Source organism: Vibrio penaeicida (assembly GCF_019977755.1).
Classification (GTDB): Bacteria; Pseudomonadota; Gammaproteobacteria; order Enterobacterales; family Vibrionaceae; genus Vibrio; species Vibrio penaeicida.
Map to the genome: position 1 here is coordinate 152,287 of NZ_AP025146.1, position 20,381 is coordinate 172,667.

General features: G+C 42.9%; 20 protein-coding genes. 9 read left to right on the top strand and 11 right to left on the bottom strand.

The features are described 5' to 3' along the window. Window positions 1–9: 9 nt before the first annotated feature. The 6 genes from LDO37_RS29540 to traF form a co-directional block, all read right to left on the bottom strand. Entirely contained in the window at window positions 10–474 is a 465-nt protein-coding gene (locus LDO37_RS29540; protein WP_126607421.1) for a hypothetical protein, read from the bottom strand. A gap of 60 nt (window positions 475–534) precedes the next feature. Beyond that, window positions 535–1,029: a hypothetical protein gene (locus LDO37_RS29545; protein WP_126607419.1), complete on the bottom strand. Its 495-nt coding sequence runs from the start codon at window positions 1,027–1,029 to the stop codon at window positions 535–537. Next, window positions 1,026–1,646: a hypothetical protein gene (locus LDO37_RS29550; RefSeq protein ID WP_126607418.1), complete on the bottom strand. Its 621-nt coding sequence runs from the start codon at window positions 1,644–1,646 to the stop codon at window positions 1,026–1,028. Before LDO37_RS29550 ends, LDO37_RS29545 begins: the two co-directional genes overlap by 4 nt. 163 nt (window positions 1,647–1,809) lie before the next feature. After that, window positions 1,810–5,772: a conjugal transfer protein TraG N-terminal domain-containing protein gene (locus LDO37_RS29555; protein WP_126607417.1), complete on the bottom strand. Its 3,963-nt coding sequence runs from the start codon at window positions 5,770–5,772 to the stop codon at window positions 1,810–1,812. A 12-nt stretch (window positions 5,773–5,784) separates the two neighbouring features. Next, entirely contained in the window at window positions 5,785–7,251 is a 1,467-nt protein-coding gene (locus LDO37_RS29560) for a conjugal transfer protein TraH (RefSeq protein WP_185829774.1), read from the bottom strand. Next, a complete protein-coding gene (traF, locus tag LDO37_RS29565; protein WP_126607415.1) occupies window positions 7,241–8,281 on the bottom strand; it encodes a conjugal transfer protein TraF in 1,041 nt (346 codons plus the stop codon). Before traF ends, LDO37_RS29560 begins: the two co-directional genes overlap by 11 nt. Window positions 8,282–8,414: 133 nt before the next feature. Between traF and LDO37_RS29570 the strand changes: the two genes are divergently transcribed. From LDO37_RS29570 to LDO37_RS29580, 3 genes are all read left to right on the top strand, one after another. Next, window positions 8,415–10,001, top strand: a complete 1,587-nt coding sequence (locus tag LDO37_RS29570; protein ID WP_126607413.1) for a hypothetical protein — start codon at window positions 8,415–8,417, stop codon at window positions 9,999–10,001. 77 nt (window positions 10,002–10,078) lie between these two features. Continuing rightward, window positions 10,079–11,122, top strand: a complete 1,044-nt coding sequence (locus LDO37_RS29575; protein ID WP_126607412.1) for a ParM/StbA family protein — start codon at window positions 10,079–10,081, stop codon at window positions 11,120–11,122. A gap of 16 nt (window positions 11,123–11,138) precedes the next feature. After that, window positions 11,139–11,510, top strand: a complete 372-nt coding sequence (locus LDO37_RS29580) for a hypothetical protein (RefSeq protein ID WP_126607410.1) — start codon at window positions 11,139–11,141, stop codon at window positions 11,508–11,510. On the opposite strand, the gene LDO37_RS29585 is transcribed toward LDO37_RS29580, so the two are convergent. From LDO37_RS29585 to LDO37_RS29605, 5 genes are all read right to left on the bottom strand, one after another. Beyond that, the gene (locus LDO37_RS29585; RefSeq protein ID WP_126607408.1) at window positions 11,507–12,097 is read right to left on the bottom strand and encodes a hypothetical protein; all 591 of its coding nucleotides are present in this window, start codon (window positions 12,095–12,097) and stop codon (window positions 11,507–11,509) included. The two genes, LDO37_RS29580 and LDO37_RS29585, sit on opposite strands and share 4 nt — an antisense overlap. Before the next feature lie 242 nt (window positions 12,098–12,339). Beyond that, entirely contained in the window at window positions 12,340–12,621 is a 282-nt protein-coding gene (gene traL / locus LDO37_RS29590) for a type IV conjugative transfer system protein TraL (RefSeq protein WP_022614994.1), read from the bottom strand. A 9-nt stretch (window positions 12,622–12,630) separates the two neighbouring features. Then, window positions 12,631–13,248, bottom strand: a complete 618-nt coding sequence (locus tag LDO37_RS29595) for a hypothetical protein (RefSeq protein WP_126607407.1) — start codon at window positions 13,246–13,248, stop codon at window positions 12,631–12,633. A gap of 10 nt (window positions 13,249–13,258) precedes the next feature. Further along, complete coding sequence (locus LDO37_RS29600) at window positions 13,259–14,071, bottom strand: transglycosylase SLT domain-containing protein (RefSeq protein ID WP_126607406.1); 813 nt, start codon at window positions 14,069–14,071, stop codon at window positions 13,259–13,261. Further along, entirely contained in the window at window positions 14,064–14,489 is a 426-nt protein-coding gene (locus LDO37_RS29605; protein ID WP_126607404.1) for a hypothetical protein, read from the bottom strand. The genes LDO37_RS29600 and LDO37_RS29605 overlap by 8 nt, the downstream gene beginning before the upstream one ends. A 102-nt stretch (window positions 14,490–14,591) precedes the next feature. Between LDO37_RS29605 and LDO37_RS29610 the strand changes: the two genes are divergently transcribed. The 6 genes from LDO37_RS29610 (at window position 14,592) to LDO37_RS29635 (ending at window position 20,329) form a co-directional block, all read left to right on the top strand. Then, complete coding sequence (locus LDO37_RS29610; RefSeq protein ID WP_126607403.1) at window positions 14,592–16,322, top strand: 3'-5' exonuclease; 1,731 nt, start codon at window positions 14,592–14,594, stop codon at window positions 16,320–16,322. A 57-nt stretch (window positions 16,323–16,379) separates the two neighbouring features. Beyond that, on the top strand, window positions 16,380–17,477 hold the full coding sequence (locus LDO37_RS29615) for a hypothetical protein (protein ID WP_126607402.1): 1,098 nt from the start codon (window positions 16,380–16,382) through the stop codon (window positions 17,475–17,477). Window positions 17,478–17,652: 175 nt separating this feature from the next. Then, window positions 17,653–18,291: a DUF4400 domain-containing protein gene (locus LDO37_RS29620; RefSeq protein ID WP_126607401.1), complete on the top strand. Its 639-nt coding sequence runs from the start codon at window positions 17,653–17,655 to the stop codon at window positions 18,289–18,291. 11 nt (window positions 18,292–18,302) lie between these two features. Next, window positions 18,303–19,013 carry a DsbA family protein gene (locus LDO37_RS29625; protein WP_126607400.1) on the top strand — a complete coding sequence of 237 codons (711 nt, stop codon included), beginning with the start codon at window positions 18,303–18,305 and terminating at the stop codon, window positions 19,011–19,013. A gap of 11 nt (window positions 19,014–19,024) precedes the next feature. Continuing rightward, window positions 19,025–19,417: a hypothetical protein gene (locus LDO37_RS29630; RefSeq protein WP_126607399.1), complete on the top strand. Its 393-nt coding sequence runs from the start codon at window positions 19,025–19,027 to the stop codon at window positions 19,415–19,417. A gap of 69 nt (window positions 19,418–19,486) precedes the next feature. Continuing rightward, window positions 19,487–20,329 carry a thioredoxin domain-containing protein gene (locus LDO37_RS29635; RefSeq protein WP_126607398.1) on the top strand — a complete coding sequence of 281 codons (843 nt, stop codon included), beginning with the start codon at window positions 19,487–19,489 and terminating at the stop codon, window positions 20,327–20,329. The last annotated feature ends 52 nt before the right edge of the window (window positions 20,330–20,381 follow it).

Genomic DNA, 20,381 nt, shown 5'->3' on the forward strand with positions numbered 1-20,381 from the left:
TTGAACGTTTCAGATCTCTTGAATGTAAAGTCTGCCCTCAGCTACAACTAAGTCGTATTCTTGGTTGGATTTGGGGGTAAAGAGAGGACGATCTGGCAAGTCATATACAAAGCCCTTGTCAGTGAAAGGGTTGTAGGTTAAACGATCATGAGTTTTCAGAACTCGTTTGAACTCGGTATCGGACAAACTGACGCTAAGTAAATCCCCCTTTGCGAAACAATGAACATTTCTAACACCTGAGCGGGTGACACGCTCACGTCCGGGATGGCTGATTTTGACTGGGTCAAAACTCCGTAGGCGTACTTTGTCAGCATAGCCAAGAACCAAGCCTTTACAGTTGCTGCTGTTCGACTTGATGCTAATCCTTGCATTGTTAAGGTTTCGGTAAACAAGGACGCTGTCACCCAAGATGATTCGACGTCCTTTAATACCTTCGATTGAGTCTGGTCGCACATGACCACTAAACATATCCATAATCACCTCTATATACTCGTTATATAGCTAGATGATTAACGGATAAGTGCAGCTGACAAGTTATTGAGTAACTAACATAGAATGAATGTCATTTGACGTATTAATTTGAATGCTAGAAGAAATCAAACGATTTTCGACACCAACATTATTAGTCGGAGCAAGAGTGTCGAAACCATCAAAAAACATCGGTAAGTCATCAAGCCACTGCTGATACTCTGTCGGCTCAAATTGAACGAGGTATGCTTTAAGTTCGTGAGAGTCCGACCAGTAAAACTCGATCTGACGTATGCCTGCATAAGCAAGAGTGCTGACACCAGTGTTGGTAGCATAGCTTACGTTACTAACAAGTTGACTTAGCGGTTCCGCAGTCAGCGATCGCTTACTCTTAAATGAAGTAACTTCTAGGTCGAGTTCCTTTTTCGTCATGCCGATATAAATGCCATACCACTTATACTGAGTCTCATGGGTTTTAAAGATGTCACTGTTTCTTGGGTTCGCGTTAGCAGACGCCCCAATAACCAACGCCATGACACAACCTAGAATTACTCTGATCACTGAAATACCTCATTAACCATTTCCCGCTTTTCAAAAATCTCGGCGGATTTTTTTAATTCTTGCTGATATCTGAATTCATTTTCAGCCTCAGCAGTAATCGGTAAGTTCAATTTCATCTGATATATGTGATCCCTAGAGATACCCATTGGAATTGAATGAAATCTACGGGTCATCAATTCGTCATATTTACCAGTAGAGGTTAGATAGGGATTGAATACCTCAAGAAACGTGGCCTTGTTCTTAATAAGAAACCTAACTTCTCCAATTCTTCCTGGGTATTTTTGTGATTCCTTACAGATCATATCGTAAAGGCCAACTTCTTTATAAGCTGAGTGAAAATGTCTAAAAGACCGTACATTTGTAGAAGCCCCAGCACTGCCGGTTTCATCAGAGTCCAAAGAATCATTGATATTAGGGAATTTAGCCTTTAAATCGGATATTGGCATGCCCGGGTAAACGCCAAGCAAGCGTCCCTGCATTAATACTTCCAGTTGTTCAGCTGTCATTTCATTGTTGTAAGGATTGCTTAGCTTTAGGTCTTCAACAGAACTAATGTACTTTTCTGCAGATACAGTTGTCGACAGCACTAACAAACCAAGTGTCATTAATCCCTTCATCACTTGCCTCTACTCTCACTGGATATTTACCTGATATGTAGTTATTCAGCGGAAATTTGAATTTTGTCCCAAGTATTTTAGAGTAGCTTAAAAATCAAACACATACAAAAACACCATTCCAACAGAAATTCATATTTCTATCGAAATGGTGTTTTTCAGCCAATTATTTAGATTCTAAGTGATTCAAGAAACGGACGTGTTGGCCGTACAACTGATCGCCAGAGTCCTTGTACAATTGAGAAAGCTGGTTTTTATCAACTATAAAGTTACCAGATTTGTCCTGGCTTACTAGACTATTGTCTGGTTTGCCAAGGTAATCTCCTTCCCTATGAGAGAAATAACCAGTTTTATACTCACCGACTTTTTCCTCTCCAAGCATCGCCAATACTTGCTTAGTGTTACCGGCTTGCAACTGTTGGGTTAATTCATTAGCCATCATTTCAACAGCTAAATTCTCTCCACCATGTTTGCCACTAACATTAACCATGTTGCCGGCCATTGCAGTTACACCAGCAGCTGTACCTGCAGTTCTAGCAATGTCACCTGCTCCTTTCAGGTTTCGGCCACCGAAAGTATCAATTCCGGCCCCAACAACATTACCTGCTGCAGATGCGCCAATTGCAAAGTAGCCGGCACCACCACCAGCACCACCAACTTCATACATCGTTTGCATAAAGGCTTTTTCACCACCTACTTGAGCTTTTAACTCCTGATAACGTTCAAGCCCGCTATTCCTTTCATTAGCCCAATTCTCTTTTGATTGCCCTGCCGGACGTCGAAGTTCGTGTCCCTTATTAAGAGACTGAACAACTAATTGATCTGCAAGCTGCGGATTTGAGTCAAAAAGCTCATACACGCCACGGGCTTCATTTGCGCTAGTAAAATCAAAACCGGTCTTACCCCAAATAGCATCCCAAGCTAAGCCTGAATGGTTGGTGTTGGCATCTACATGCTCTTGATGATCTCGAACTGCACCTTGGGTATTGTAAGCTTCTCCAGCTACTTTGCTGCTGTCGGAAGCATTTTGACTAAACTTATCCATCATTTTCAATTTGTCTAATGCTTCCTGTGAGTTAGAAGCTGAAGGATCTATTGAGCCAAGACGCTGAGCCGTTTGATGAATGCCCATTAGTTCAGACTGTTTAAGCGCACGTTGCTGTTCAGACATATTGCCTGACTTTAGCTCTTCTATAATACCGGAGCCTCTACCTACTAAATTTTCCAGAAGGGCTGTGCGTGTTTGGTCAAGTAGCTGATTCACCCCTTTTCCATCAGTAGGTGTTGGAAGTGTCCTGCCGCTATCACCCGTAAATCGACTAATTAGGGCATTGGCATAGTCACCGACGTCAGAAATTTGTTGAGAATTAGACCAAGGTTTTTTTAATTCTCGCTGAGTCGTAGCCGCACTGGAATCATTGGCAGGGGCTGTAAATGTTGTCATGCCGCTATTAACACCATCAATAACGTCCTTGCCACTCTTAAATTGTTGATTTCCGTTGCCATCAGTATATTTAAGTGGATTTGCACTGTCTTGAGGTGTCCCGTACACATCAGATACCATGTTGTTGTATGCGTTTCTCATCACTTCTTGAGCTACATTCGAATCCAACCCAGCGATAGGGTTGTTAACTAGGCTATTCATCGTTTCACCAATAGTTTTCATTGAAGCAATAAACTCACTGACACCGGTTGAGGTACCAATCGCCTGGTTGTTTGCTTGAGCATAAGACTTGGCGTTCTCAGAAGCTCGGTCAATTAACCCACTAATTTGAGACGGGTTAACCCCAATTTCATTAGCAGCACTTTGTATCAGTTGGTTACGATAGGCCGCAAAGTCATGTGCACTGCCTGTGTGTTGCGGCATCGATGCGACAAATTGCTGCCACATGTTTTCACCAGTACCTCCGCGGCTATATGCCAACGATTGGTTGTGTGCCTGTTGAGCACTTTCTGTTTTTTGGTACTGCTCGGCTTCTTTGTACGCCGTAGATGCCGAGTTAGCTTCAGACACAAGGGATTGTTCAGTTTCATCACTCATTTGACCGTTACTAATTAAATTAGAACTTTGAGTGGCGACTTGGTTAAGTACTGCAGAGTCAACCGAAGCGCTATCTGTAGTGTTTGCCCCATGTTGTTTTAAGAATGCATCCATTTCTGATTGAGTTTGAGCCATAGTTCCCGGCTTAGGGTCTAATTTAGCCCCGATTAACCTTGCAAAATCTGCAGTATCATTCTCAGAAAGATTCATACCTAAACTTGAAGCTACTTGAGAAGCGAACGACTTACTAATTGTACTGCCATCAGAAGACATAACACTTCTTAATCCATTGCTGTTCTCGCTGTAGGCATTTGACTGCATGTAATTTGAAAGTTTTTGTATTGCAGACCCAACTTCTTTACTTGCAGTCTGCATGCCGTTGTATTGTGAACTCACACCGTTCGCGCTACTGACCACGCCTTGAATGCCAAATCCTTGAAGCGCAGGTAGCGCCGAATTTGGTGTGCCATGAGCAATACCACCAACTGTTTGAGAAAGCTGACTCTTCATTTCAACGTTAGGAGCGTTTGAACCAATTTGTGGTACCTGGTTATCCACGCTTCTACCAACGTCACCTTTTGGTGTCGCTACAGAAGAAAGCTGCGTCATCGCAAACATTGAGCCTGTCAGTACCGCATAAGTGATTAGAGGTACGCTTGCCATAAGGTTAGAACCGACCGTTACTGCATCCTGAGCGGCAGCAACGTACAGTTCTACCTTGTCCAAGCTAAGTCCAGAGTAGTTCTGAATCAGATTCAAATAGTGAACGTAATTTGAAGTCGACCAATAGTTGATGATTATTGAGATTGTTTGCCACGAATAAATCCATAGCCCAAATAGTATGTAACTTCCCAAAAACTCAATGCCTTTGGCCCCTTTCGCAACCATGACGACACCGATTAGAGGAAACAGTGCGTAGAATACGAACATTAAGCCCGTCATTGCAGAAAATGACCATTTAAGGAAGTTTTCGCCCTTGACTGCAGCTTCCATTCTCGCGGTTTCGATATTCTGGGACATCACCATGCTATATGAGTTTAAGGTGGTGTCAGACAAAGAAGAGGCGTGCTCAAGCATAGACGCTCTTACTTTCAGCCAGTTCTGAATTTGAAGCTCCTGAGCGAAGCCCAATGTTCCAACAACCTTGTCTAGTTCATCGTTAAATACGTTACCGACATTGCCAGAGTTAGTTACTGTTGAGCCATCCAATAGAGACTGGTTACTATTTTTAATTAAGCCTGCGAATTTAGCAGTGTTAAGCGCCGGTCCACTTTGCACATAATTACGAACAGAGCCTACTAAGGTCGAATCGCCATTAAGCTCATCGGCTAAATCATGGCAATTCATAATGGTGACATTGTCATTGTTGTCGACTCTTTTTGCGGCAAGGTTAGCGACCTTACTTGTGTCAAAGAGGTAGTCTAAAGGATCTGTTGTGGTGTACATCTCACGCCAATTGATCCCCGGATAACCCGAAATTCCTCTTGATCGACCAATACAATACTTTGCATAAAAGTACATATTTGTATCGATTCGACGATCACGGACATACCCAATTTCTCGCAAAGAGAGGATGGCCAATAACGGACTTAGAAAACCCGTATTAGTTAGACCTGAGTGCCCCTTTAATGCAACCGATGAAAATGCAACGCCTCCAACCGTTCCTGAAGAAAGATCATTTTGCAATGAAGCGTTAAGCGTTCGACTGATGTTTGACAGGGCATGACCTATGGTTGCTACCCCCAAAGGCACATCATCAATGGCAACCCATGATGATGAGGGGGCGCTGGTGGCCAGATCAGCTACATACACAGTTTCGACCGTTGGAATCCAAAGTACCAGATACACAGCTAGACCGTATGTGGCTTTATGAGGCTCAAATTTACCAACGGACATGTACGACACGACATTGGTCATCAAAGCAAAGATAGAAGCAAGCGCGACAGCGGTACCCACACCACGCTCAACACCAGATTCATCTATGAAGGCATTTGTCGTTCCAGAAATAGGATTGAAGAGTGCCGACAATGCCGCAAACATATCGGCAAAAATCTGCATGTCACCATAAATATAAATAATATAATCCATAACCGTCGCCCCTTAGAAGTTCGCTTCACTAAGCTCACGGCTTGTGTTGTATTTTAAGAGAGTCTCTTTATAAATATCCGACTCCAAGAGCTTGGTCATGGCATCATCGCGGCGTTTAGCGCTATCTTTCGATAACTCGAGCAGTTTTACCATCGTGCTTTTTAAATCCATTTGAACGTCGGAGTCATCGAAGCTACGACTTAGTTCAACAGGAATTTCAGAAATACGGTTGTAAGTAGCTAGATAGAATTGGTGTCCCACATCGTAACGGACAACATCAGCGATATTTTTAAACATATGTTTGGTAGCCGTAGAATTAGGGTTTGGGGCGAACAGCATCGCGCTGGCAACGTTGACATCGATAAAATTCATCAACTTAACCTGAGCGTTGCTCATACCCGCGCTATTGTAGTTACCGGTAGTGTTCGCATCGATAAGTCGGTTGTAAATTGAATTAGTATCATCAAGCACTAGATCCTTAACGACCTTACCAAGAGGGGTTATCGAACCGGCATTGGTTATCTCAGTTGGGTTAATACAATTAAACGTCGTGCCATCATCGGCTGTACGCGACCCCTGACAGGTCCATGCTTTGTTTGTAGAAGTATCGATAGGGTCAACACCGTAAACAAGTGAACTGAACATTTCAGGTAACAAGATTGGACCAAGAAATTCAGTTTTCTCGGGCGTGATGATCTTAGTGCCGATCAGGTTCATTACAAACTCGCGGTCAGTCATGGTTGGAGCACCGAGCATGTCTTGAACAAAAGGAATCTTTCTTTCGTTGCCAAAAATCTCGAGCACTTCATACACTAAATTACCAATCATTGGCACGTTAGTATGGTCATCGGCGTCCGCCGCATTGTTTAGCGCTTCCTGGCTGTCATTTTGCTCGTTGTACTCACACTCAGATATGTCTTCTGAGACGCCTAGATTACCCAGCACGTTACATCGGGCATCTTTGAACTGATCGGTTAGCTTGCCACCAAGGTCTTGCGCAATTGCACAGCTATTGGCGACTTTGGATGCCAATTCATCTATCTGATTTTTAACCTCTTGAATACCCGACCAGCAAGGTGGGCACAGAGCTCGAATCGACTGACCTAGTGCGTAAGTCAATGTTCCTGATGTGATGTTTCTCAATACTTGAATTAAATCGTCTAGAGACATCATTGAAAAAGTACCGCCGATGATGTCTAACGATGAACAACTTGAATCAACGCTAGGAGGTGTAAAGCTAATCGGCGTCAGCGTAAAGTGTGGAATTCTTACCCGCACTCGGCCGAGATCAGCGCCAGGCCTAAGGGGATCTAACAAAGAGTTAGGGGTAACTGAGGCAGGCGACGTAAAATGAACGCTACCTACGGCACTAAGAATGTTGTCTAAATCGTTAGCTACGGCTGCTTGAGCTGAATTTGTTTGGAGGCAAAAAGCCAATGCGCATGAAAGCGCACCAAAGCGTATTGGTTTACTCTTCATGATTTTCATCCTCTGAATCTATTGTGTATCCCATGGTTCCAGCCGGATTCGCAATGGCATCCATAGCATGGTTAATGAGCTTGATCGGGTTGTCTGAAATGTCTTTCGGTAGATGTTCGAACTGAGCTTGAGACACGAGGCCTCGTTCCTGCGGGAAGATCTTGTAGAACCACTCATCATCTAAAACTTTCTGCTCTAAAGAGACGGTTACCAAAGTTCTTTCGAGCGTAGAGAGGGCCATGACACCTTGAGTTATGATGTAGTGCTGATTGCCTTCAGGGACGACCATTGACAAGGTAGGCCAATGCTTGATTTGATAGTTTTTTGAGTGGTAAACATCACGCACCACCGGAATTGAAGGGTCGAGATCAACAATTCGATTGCCATTGATGTTCCTTGCGATAACCCTGATTTCCCACCCGTGACGTTTCTTTAATAGGTTCAGGGCCTTAATCATTTGATGACAGAAAATGCATTTCCCGTCATAGAAGTAAAATATCCCAGCCTTCTTGGTAAGCTCTTTCAGAGCTAATTGGTAGTTCTTCTTCTTGTACTTAAACATCAAGCTCTTACCGTAACCATTCATTGGGATACGCATATTGTCTTGAAGAATGGGATCGTTAGCGGCAATTCGAACTTTTGTGCGCGCGAATGTTTCTGACTTATCGAGCATCATTCGTTCGGTCACAAGCAGAGCTCGGATATTTTCTTTGGTAGGGTTATCGATGGCTGCTTTTTCAATGCGCTCATAGTTTGCGGAGAACCACGCCGTAGAAAACAACTCTGGTAATTCTTCCTCGCTTTGAGTGCTTGATGAAGATGTTGAGGGCAGGGAAGCAGTCGGCTCCTCCGATTCCTTTTCGGGCTCTTCTACTTCATCAGGGTACTCATTGTAGAAATGCCAGCCTAAGTTAGACTCGCCATGCACTTCAATTGGCTCAGGCCGGCCATCTCTTTTCACCGTTTCTTGTGAGTGAGCCAACTGCAATCCAAGTGGAAGCATTACAATAAATGGGATCAGACATCGCATATCCAGGTCCTTTTTAGTTCAGTACCTAAAAAAGCGAACGTTTTTGCGTTGTTGAGCAACGATAAATTGAGGCAAAGTTGTCGGCTAAAAATCTTGGGGTAAGTTTTGTTTACCTAAATGGAGGGAACCGTAAATGAAACGATTTTTAATTTTTGGAGCGATTACGCTTTTGATTGGATGTGCTAGCAGCGGATTAATTGACTATGGAAACAACGCAGAAGAGTTCTATTATTCAGAGAATTTTGACCCGTCTGTGTATCGTAAAAATGGTACTGGCACATACGAGACTGTAACGACAACAATTAACCCTAACGTCATCATGCCATTGAGCATGAAAAAGCTAGGGCGAAACCCGAATCATTACTGGCCATTGGCCACATCAGAAATTCACAGTGATATTCGAAATCTCTTTTCAGTCCAAATTATGCATTGGTATGTGGACTTCTATGATTTCAGGCCGCCAATCAACTGGGAAAGGTCGCCGAACTATAAGCCTTTCGCCAATTACGGCTCACGCCTTAGCATTGCCGATGAGCTTAAAGTTGCGGATTCGTCTGGACCAAACAGCAGATTCGACGCGAATTCTTTTGATGATCGGACTCTACTTCTCTATCTGAAAGCCTTAGAAATGAAATTTGAGGGTCAAAATGCCTTAATTGATTACCATGCGAACGAATGCTTTGCAGGCTTTCCACCAGCTGATAAAAAGCGTTCAGGACTGAATCTTCCTGCATCCAATTCGACTTGTGAAGCCCTGTTTCAGTCGCTCAAAAAGTATATCCCCGTGGTAACTGGTCAGTTTAATGAACCAACATTAGACAATATTACTTTCGGCCCAGTATATGCGGATTTTAAACTGGTGAATGGACTTGATGAGTTTTCGCAGATCAAAGCGTTCTTTGAAGACAGCCGCGTGAGTGATTCTGACAAGAAACAACTAGCAAAGCGATACCTTGAACAGCTAAGCCCAAACGCAGCAATCAACTATAAGTCGTTCAGTAAAACTGGGTTTTCACCTGTTCGTCTTGGCAGTGACAACTTTACCTATGTTGTCAGCACGAACCCTAAGTATCTGTATGACAGTGACCCTGCACGAGTGCTGCACTTTAATTACTTTGATACCGCAGTCTCCCATGACTTTCTTCAATACGCGTTACTTGGGTTAGAAAAAGTCTCTCCGGTTCGTTACAGCAATCATTACAATCTCTTTTACGCCAATATGTTGGGTGGAACTCAGTACCACACTGTCGCTCCGCAGTACCCTGATACAATGTACGCTCGCAATATATACCCATCACCACTCATTACGTGCTTACATAATCGTAGGGACCAATCGGTGAGTCTTCCTAAAGTGTCACGAATGACCTATTACTGCGAACGTAACGACCCGACCGCATGGGAATTGATACCTGACCCATATAACAAACCATTACCGGAAGTGGTGGATAAATCAGAGCACATCACTGGATTAACCGTTCACCTCAATACGAGGCTTAGCCAACCACGTCCTGAAGACAATTTCGCGACTACGTTTTACAAGGTCAATTCAAGTGCGCCTAATGGTGTAAAGAAAGCTTTGATTGAAAGACAAATCCCTAATGCATTTGTCGGTCGCGTGATTCAAGTAGATGGGACAGTTTATGGATACGTGCACCATCAAGGTACGGCTTACTACATTACTCTTGATGAGCTTACCCAGTTTTTAATGGGGTACATCTAAGCAAATATTCTTCATCGTTGCTGAAAAACAGTTTTCGCTTTTGTAGGGGAAGACAACAGAACTGAGGAAAGTAAACTATGAAGATTGCTCAAGATATTGGCAGCGGATTGACTAAATATACGACTGGCAAACTAAAGGGGTTCTTCCCATCCCTTGTTGGATGCGTTGATGAAGTTGATACTGTAAGTAGCACGCTTGGGCTTCATCCAGCACACGCCTTTCGTTACAAAGAAAAGATCTACCTAACTGGTGATGTGGCCGGGGCAAAGGTTGATCATAAAGCGCTGCTGAACACTCAAACGGATGATTTTGCCTTAACCGATGGTAATCTAGTTTTAGTGTTGAGCAGCATTCTTGCAGCGTGTCTTGATAATAAAAACAATGAATTTGGAAGCTCTGTAGAAGAAAAGATTCGAGCATTATCAAGCCTAGACGAGCCATTAAAAATCAGCACCTGCCTGGGCTTGCCTATTGCCAAATTTGCTGACAATCAAAATGCCTACAACAAAAAGATCAAAGGCGTACACACCGTACACCTACTAACTGGTGAAGAGATTCAATTCGATATCCAGGACATTCTTGTACTCCCTCAATGCGCTGCAACCATCTACACATTACAAGCTATGAGCCCAAAGATTGATTGGTCTAAACGCCACGTGGGATTGATTGACGTTGGTACCCACACTTTGGGGTTAGCTTGCTTCTTTTCAGGTAACTTCGTGCCAGACGAGTCCGACGGATTCTCTCATGCCGGTATGTACCACATGGCGACGAAGACTCGACAATCACTTGAGACATTTACTCATTCTCCTCTACGAATCGATCGCATTCTAAACGGATTTAGAATGGGCGAAATGATGCTCAACGGTAATAACGTAGATCTGGTTAATTTTGTTGAAAGTCTCGACCCATTACGTGAAGACGTTAAGAAGTACCTCACTGATGTCTGGAACCTTGGCGGTGACCGAGAGGTTGTCATTGTTGGCGGCGGTTCATCATACTTCGCTCCTGCGATTAAGAAGATGATTCCTCATGCGATTTTGCTTGAGCCTGACTTAAATAAAAACATTTTTGCGGTAGTCGATGGTATGTATCAACACTTCGAGGCTTCGCATGGCTAGATCAAGAAACAATGTCATGAAAATTGATATAGGTGGTCAGCAAGACGTCATGAGCGACGCCGAAGCAGATTTAATTAATGCAATGACGATGACAGATCGTGCTCACTTTACTCTGATTGGAATGAGGCTTCGAAAGTTTTGTGAGAAGTCGCAGATAAACTATAAGGAATTGGAATTCTTAGTCAGCTTAAGTGGCGATTTAGATGAGAAGGCAAGGAATCAGTTGAATCAGGCAGTAAAGGCTTGCATCGTTTCAGCCCTGTCACTTGACGCTAATTCAGCAGATTCGAGCCATATTGAGCAACCGAAAGTAATCACGGAAATTGAAGAGATAGTTGAATCCGACCAAAACGACAGGCCAACCACCTCTCCTAAATTCTCAATCTAAGAGTATCTGAACGCGCCTTTATCTACTAAATACCGACTGTCCACATTGACCTTTGATAGCTGTCTAATATGGCGGTCGGTACCGCACACTGGAAAATACACATCACTCAAGACAAAACACTTAACCGTCTCAGAACGGTGAAGTGGGTCTTCATCTTCTAGCTTACTGATGACCATGACCGTTGCTGTTCCATACTTAGAAACCAAATCATAAATGCCACCTAGCTTTACTCGGCTATGACCATTGCTGTTGCACGACCATCGGTATTCAATAGGAACAGTCATTCCATCTTCTTCGTTGACTGTTATACAGTTATTGAATCGGGCTACAAATAGAGCAATCATTTTCCCAACAGAAAAGTTCGGCGCTTCCTGAAATGGCTCATCGAAAGACATGTATTTGCCGCTATCTCTGATGCATTGAATAACTGCTATTTCCGAGTCCATAAGGTAGCGGTCTTCAAATTGGTCAACTAACTCCGCTGGCACTGGCAACTCACAATTAATCGTCTTATCAGGGGTAACCAGATAGGTAAGGTCTTCTTTTCGCTCTAAAGTGCAGTGATCAAGTGCCAAGTTTGAAATCATACTATTTTACTCATTGTGGTGGGTTCTATTGTATTCGAGTGAAATGGTTGATTTTGTCCCAAAAAATACAAGGCACGATTTAGGTCATTGAATTTATAGCAATTAATAATCAACATTCTCGTCAGAAATTCAAAATTCAGACATAAAAACAACATTCAGATAAAGAGACACTGAAACACCACAAATAAAAAAAGCAGCTCCCGACAGCTGCTTTGAACTTCAATCAATTCACGAGCGTATGACTAAACCATCCAATCTCGCTTGTAATTGAAGTCGAGCCAAAATCCCTTAAATGGCATTAGCCCGTAAAAGTGCATAAAGTGGAGCAACAATCCGCGCGCTTGCCCCTGCTTGAATCGGCCAAATAAGTAAGCCGAACCAAACCCGATGATCGACATAGTTATGAGCTGCTTAGTAAGAATCCCAAATGAGATGAGCAACAACACGATTAATGCTTCATCAATTTCCCATAAGGCAATCTGAGGCAGTTCATCAACGTATCGAGGAATGATCACTGGTTCCATTTTCTACTCCTATTTATCTAAGGTATTACCACACACGACCGATGCCTTAGAGCAAGCAATCAGTTCTGGAAACGCTTCACAAGTTTCAGATAACTTCTCGTTGCCCTCACAGAATGGATGCGAGCCAGCATCTTTCTCACACTCTAAGGTTAAGTCCTGCTTGATCTCACAGGTGTCCGATTTGCAGCTGTAGCGCTCAACAAATGCGTCATTACAAAAAGTACCGCTACAGACTTTCACTTCACCTATAACGCTTCCTGCGTCATTCACAATCGGGCGACATTCATTCCCTTCAACTAGCTCTGTATCCCCATCAACAAACAGTTCTCCAGTGCTAGGCTCAAGTATTCCTACAAGGCTTTTCGCCTCATCAAGTGAGATAGAGTTAGCTTCACCTTTCCAAATAACATATTGTTTTGTGGTTTCGATGATCACGAAATCACTATCAGCCGATACGTCCTTCATAATGATTTCAGGGCGTTCTCGCTGATAAGGACTGTTTGGATACGGAATAAAATTCTCCGTTAATAGCGAGCTATTCAGCTCCCGTTCGATTGAATTAGAGCCTGTTGAGCAACCAGTTATAGTGCCAACAATGGCCAGTAGAAATACGGATAGATATCTCATGAGTCATTCCTTAGTTTTTGATGATTGATATAGTGCGTTTTTCTTTCATAACGGGGCTGTCATACTGCTGGTAATGCTTCTTCAATAAATCTAAGGAAGACAACTCTTTATCGAGGCTCCTGTAGTTCATTGCGACAGTGCTCTTTTTGACAGGTCGTTTGGAAGGGGTGAACGAAAATCGCGATGGTTTACCTGTTACCCATGAGGCAAACTTTCGACCATATTTATGTGAAAGCTCCATAACTTGTTGGCTGTATAACAAACCTTTATCGTTTACTTTTCCGCGTCGATAGCAAGACAAGGTGCCTTTAAGGGTCTTAAATCGTTTTTTGCAGTCTAAAAGGACTCCTGCTGCAGCTTCTGAGTTTATTTTTGGGTCATATAAATCAACCGGCTTATCGGCTCGCCACCGGTTGTATCGATAAGATATTTGAAATAGCCCGATACCCAGATTTGTATGGCCATCGTCAATTAAGCTTTCAAGCTTTTGGACTTTCTCATTGTCATTTAAACGGAAAAGCCCGACATGCTTCTTTTGGCCAACTTTGACGTCCTTACCGATGGCTAAAGCGTTTGGAGTAGGGGTAAAAGACTTGGTTTTTCGGTCATAGTTCCCTGATTCTCGTAGTGCTAATCCATACAGAACTTCAATAGGGATCCCCGTCTTTTGAGACATCTCAATCCAATCACTTGAACTGAGGCCTGATAACATTCGTTGCTTTTTGGGATCTTCAATTGGGGCATTGCTTGGACTACTTAGTGCTCCAAAACTGATCAGGCCGCATAACATTGCAGTCAAATGGACAAGTCTTACATTAGCCATGCTCTTCTACCTTTTTACTGTACGAGTGAAATACAAGGGCAAGAAAACCACCGCATATAAATAGCGTCATGCCAGTACCGATTAGTGAACCGATTAGATAGGGAACTAACGCATGACCAATCAGAATTTCAGCCATGCCTTGGGAGTAGTTCACTTTCAACAGCGGGTCATGCACTTCAAAGCTCATGTAGGACGGATCCAAGAAGAAGCCTGATAGCAAACTGTTAAGGAAGCCAACCCATGCCGGGCTAGTCAGTACCTCAATGTCAAAGAACTGATGAAAGTTGTTTTCGGTGTCGATTTCACTTTTGACTAGGTAGAAGTCAGCTAAACTCGAATTCGTGTTCCACATCCCGTACGCAACAACCAAAATCGCTAGATATATCCAAAACCACCTTTGGAGATAGTTTGTGTCCATAAAACATTCCTCTTTTTTCTCTTAGCACTACAAGCGAAATACTTATTTGCTTGTCGGCTAAAAAAAATGAGCGATAACTGAATCAAATATCGGAGGACCAAAATGAAGAAATTGCTACTAGGTGGACCTGGTTCGGGGAAAACAACGCATTTGGTTAATGCAACGGTTCAAGCTAAGTCGAACCAACAGAAATGTTTGTTTTTGAGCTATAACGTTCGAAATGTTTTAGCAGCACAACAAAGAGCAGGGCTATCACAGAAAGATTGTCGAAGCATTTACGCACTTACACTTGCGATCTACAGAGATATTGCAATCGCACGACATATGCCAGTAAGAGAACTCATTGATGAAGGGGTATGCCGTTTTCTAGCGCGAAAAGCCATCGTTGAGGCGAAAAAGCATATTTTCCTAAATAACGTTCGAGCTAATATGCGCATGGCTCAAGAATTAGTTGAGCTAACAGAGCGCTACATACACAAGACAAATGAAATCCCAGTCGATACCGATACCATCATTGCTAACGCAAAGGCTTGCGGCTTAAATGACCGTTACGGATATGAATTGTATAAGGTATTACCGACGTACATGGAAACAGTTAGGCGTGAAGGCGCAATTTTGTTCTGCGAAATGCTTTGCATTGTTGTACAGACTCATAAGCGATACCCAACATTTATTGAGCGTATCACCTCAGAGGTTTCTCTAGTGATGGTCGATGAAATACAAGATCTGACTTCCCTTGAGTTTGAATTGATAAAAGGGATCATAAATTCAGTATCTAGCGATATCATATTGGCTGGTGATTTCAATCAATGCGTAACCCAATATCGAGGTGCAAATCCCAACCAACTATTTGAAAGCATTACAGAACTAGGCTTTGAGGTTGAACAGCTAACTAGCAGCTATAGATTTGGTTCTCATATTGGTCATTTTGCCTCTGTTTACCAACAGCACAGACATAGTGTTTGTTGTCAGAGTGACCGTTATACGCGATTGAACATTCTTCATGAAGGCGTCAAACTGAAAGAGACAAGTCGTAGTAACTCTAAAGCCTTGCTTGCTCGCACAAAAGAGCAAAGCCTTGTATATCAATTTTGGCTTGAATCCCAAGGTATGAATGTAATCGTTAATGATGGCTACTACTGGAAAGAGTCTCAGGTATTCCAAGCGCTGTTAGGCTGGGCTGTGATGGTAACAGACTTTGATGTTGACCAACTACCTTACTTGAAGGCGAAATCAATGATTCGGACATTGCTGTATTACCCTTACCGCAGTGCTAACGATGAAGTCATCAATGTCTTAACCAATGAAGATCCAAAGACAGCATTCAACGGTTTGACAGCGGCCTCGGAGCTCGGAGCGAGTTCATTAGGTGGTTTACCTTACTTCCTCTTAAAAGCCAAAAGTCAGTTACAACCAAATTGCACCTTTCACGAGTTTTTATCGGTCATCATGAAAAATCAGCATTTCCATGTTGAAGTAAACGCGCGCCGTAAATCATACTCACCTCTTGCTCACCTACATACCCTAATGGAAGGTTCAGACTTTAAGCTCACGGATTTTATTTCTCTCATGGCTGCTTTGACCATTAATCCAAATGCTCAGCAAGTGGAAGTCATGACTTTACATAGCAGCAAAGGGTTGGAGTTCGATGATGTGATACTCGCTGGTCTTCACAAGTCATGCATACCTCTACCTACTGATACGATTGAGGAGGCAGAATCACTGTTCTATGTGGGAATGACCAGAGCAAAACATAACTTAACCCTCATCGTACCGAAGCAAGGCTGTACACCATTAATTCAGAAGATGATTAAGGTTGGAAAGATAGCCTAATCGCAAAACTCCTTTTCGCTTGTATTGAGTACATTACAGCAAAAGGAGTTAGAGATTATGTCTGAATCTCAAGCGAAGGTTGATAACAACCAATTAGGTGACAGTAAGAGTGCACCCCAAAATAACAAGCAAGTTAAAGATACAACCTCTAACGGTAAACAGAATCGCAAGCCGGCCAACAAGCCCGCCAATGATAAACGAAAACCGAAGAACACTAATCGTAAGAACAACAAGTCGAATAACAGCCGTAGCAATAAAAACCGAGGCCGCGGTAATCAAGAGCAATTTCGTACAAGTGCTTACCAATTAGCAGTTCTTCCAGAAAAAGCCGAGTATTTTGCTCCTGATGAGTTCAACACTCCGATGAAAGTAGGTGTCGCTCTAAAGGTAAACACTAACGACATCAAATCTTGGCTCAATGAACGCTATCATCGATTCGCAAACTTCTACGGTTATGGCGTTGGTGGCTTAGTTAGAGCAGGGGCAGGGGCTCAAGTACGCCGCTATGATGCTTTTATAGACCGCGTATTATCTCAATCCGAATACATCCTAAATAACACTCTAGCCATTACTCAACCCATTGTTGACGAATACTTAGAGCAGTTCTTCTGCGAGAATATGGGGGGCGAGAAAGAGGTCCGTAAGATCTGTTTCAGCAACCACTACCATCTCCGCTACCTGCGAATTCTAGAGCAATTGGATGCTTTACTAACCCACATCAACTTCCTCTGTCTGGTTGGGCACATCGACACACCCGCAAAACTCTCCATGTACCACCAGTGGGCTCGTCTACCAAGAAAGATCGAGCAAAAACTTGTGATGATCAATAAAGGCATTGAAGAAGAGTTTAAATGCAAACTGACGGGCGTTGGTCGTACGCAAGATCTTGTCTTACCTGAAAACCGACTAGCAGATTTCGTTGAAAAGTTTTCGGAAAAATATGCCTCTGTCACCAATCGTAATTACGAATTATCCATCGTTACGAGCTCTCAAAATCAGGTAGACACTAAGAAAATAGATCACCTTAGTTATCAATTTTACAAAGAGTACACCAAGCAAGACAAAGAGGACTCAGGCAAGGAGGAAAAAGCCTCAGCAAAGACGGGTGGGGATAATGGCGTTTCCTCAATCAATGCACGTCTGAAGGAACTGTAATGGTACTAGAAGTCCTCTTACGCATAATGACAGCCATCTTTACCCTAAGAACGATTTATTTTTCTTTAGGTGTATTTTTTGGCTGCCTACTAACCATTAATTTTAATGGGGTCTACTTCACTGTCGCGTCTTTTCAGAGGTGGTTTGTAGACCTTGCTAAGTGGGTGTTTGGTTTATGAGTAATTTAACCTCTAGCTGGTGGGTATACCTGATACTGTGGGCTCTCCAAGTCATTTTGGTGATTCTATTTGTCAATCCCGAGCAAGTAAGAAAAGTCGTTACTGAAGAGTACCGTAAAACTGAACTATGGCTTGGAAAAGAGAACACAGAACAGCTCTACGCTAAGGCTACCGGCCAGTACAAGCAGTACATCATCAAAAGTAAGTTTAAGGAAGTGACATACGACATTTTCTTACCTCGAAATGTCGAGATGGAAAATAAGGGTATGGAACGACTTCGACAAGCGAGCTTTTGGGACTTAGTTAAGGATCGACTTGATAGCTTGTTCCTCTTGCTCAAAACAATCCTGTTTCGAGCCAAGATATTCATCAATGCTTTCTTGCTCAGCTGTCCCTATTTATTGCCAGTCATCGTTGACGGGCTAATGCGACGGGAGGTGTTAAAGATCTCTGAAGAGAACGCCTCACTCAACTTATATACCGTCTGCAAAAAAGTATTCCTTGGTTGCCTCTTCATTCCCTTCTTTATGCTGTTTTGGCCGTGGGCAATCTCTCCAATTTACCTACTCGTGTGGACTGTATTTATGGCGTTTACGTTATGGATCGTTGCTTCACACGTTCAACATCGAATTTAAAGGTGATTTAGATGAAGATATTCAAATATTTTTATTCACTATTGAGCATCGCAGCGGTAATGGCCTTTGGCTTACCAACGGCATATGCAGACTCAAACCAGTTCCAGTCTGGAATGGACTCTGATGGTCGGTTACGTAACAACGTTTATGAAACGATCGAACGTGACATCACAGAAAAGTACATAACCAATGACGCATTAGAGAAAAAGACTGTCCGTATCTTTTTCGATTTTCGATGTCCGTTTTGTTTCGCTACTCACGAATTTATTGAGTCCTGGTCTACAACACTACCTGATAATTACCGAGTTGAATTTCAACACGTCATTTCTGACGATAAAACCTCACTAATTTTGGCAAGTACCTATCGATATGCCAAAGAGCATATGACTCCACCAAACTTTCACAAGTTCCAAAAGAATATGTACAAACATATTCATAAAACTCGAACAATGGCTAATGTCGGGCGTCTAATTAGAGAGGCTCTCTCTGCATCAGGAATTGACCTACAGGAATACTTTGAGTACTTAGATAACGATGAAGAGATAGTAGAGCAGCTTGAGTTTGATCGACAATTGCAGGCGGATTACCAAATCTCACGCACACCATCAGTAGCGATTGGGGCGAAATACATCACCCATTTAGATTTTGCAGCTGGCGACCCTGACAAATTCATTACTCTTCTTAACATCGTGGTGAATATGAGCATTCATGAGTTCGAATAAGTGAGGCGAGTATGAACAAAGAGAATCCGCTCGAAAATAGGCTAATTAATCGTTCTGAACCAGTTAAGAACGCGGTTTGCTACCTCTCGCGTTCGGATCAGCCGCTCAGTATGGAAAAAATTACTGGCTTACTTTCTTTAACTCCAAATCAGAAAACAGTAGTAAGAAGAGCGTTCATGGAGCTTTCTTGTAAAGATAGCCGAGTTCAGTTCATTCCCGCTCGTCAGGCTCATTTTTACTTCACTGAACATGAATGTCCTGTTCGTTCCAAAATCGACGTGGCCGTAAAGTTGTTAAAACAGGATTTAGAGGAACTTACGTACCCTAGCAACGCCGGCGACTTTGCAGATGAAATAAACAATCTTGAGGTGAGATTGAACAAGATTTTTAATATTCAAAGGTAGAAATTTGTGGGCTGTTATTTCCAAAAACCTTTTCGCTTTTAGTGGTGGTTAAATAAGGAGAACATACCCATGAAAAAAACTACCGCTTTATTGGCTTTGACAGTGACAGCAGCTCTATCAGGTACCGCTTTTGCAAACGCTGCCGCTGTCGAGCCTGAGTCGAACACATTTACCAGCCCTGTAGTTCCCAAGACGCACACTTACGTATCACTTGAACCCGCACCAGAAGTGAAAGAAAAGATCATGAACCTGGTGGGTGAGTTTGTAACGAAAGTGACCTTCTTCGAAGGCCCATACGATCTTATTGCTATGCACATGGTAACGAAAGCAGGTCAAACGGTAGCGGGGTTCACAAACCAAGACGCCGAGTACATCATGGCTGGGTCATTGGTAGACATCAACGATCGTACACAGCATCACCTTTTAGTGTCAGATTTGGTTAAGCCTGACTTTAGCGATGTGGTCAATGGGCTTGAAGGCTTACCATTTGCTTCGGTCGGCAATGGTAGTGAGCTTATCCACGTTGTCGTGGACGTCAATTGTCCGTACTGCCACCAGACTTACGAAGACATGAATAAGCTGATTGAGACAAACCCAGGTAAATACCAAGTTCGTTATTACGCGGTTGGTTTCCTTGGCGATGACTCAACTCAAAAAGCTGAGCGATTAGCGGGTATTGCACCATCACAGCGCAATACGGCGTTTAACAACCTAATGACAGACCGATACCACAATCTTGGTGCTTACGAATTTACACCAAACGATGGCAATAAGAAGATTTACGAATTCATGCGTAAAAACGCCTTTTCCGCTGTCCCTGTGGTGATCTCAGAAGCTCATGGCAATGTTATGGTGGAAACAGGCAAACCATCAGGTGAGTTCTATCGCAAGCTTAATTCTGCTGGTCAATAATCAACAATGATCGCCATTTCTAACTCAAGCGACACGAAATCTATCGTGTCGC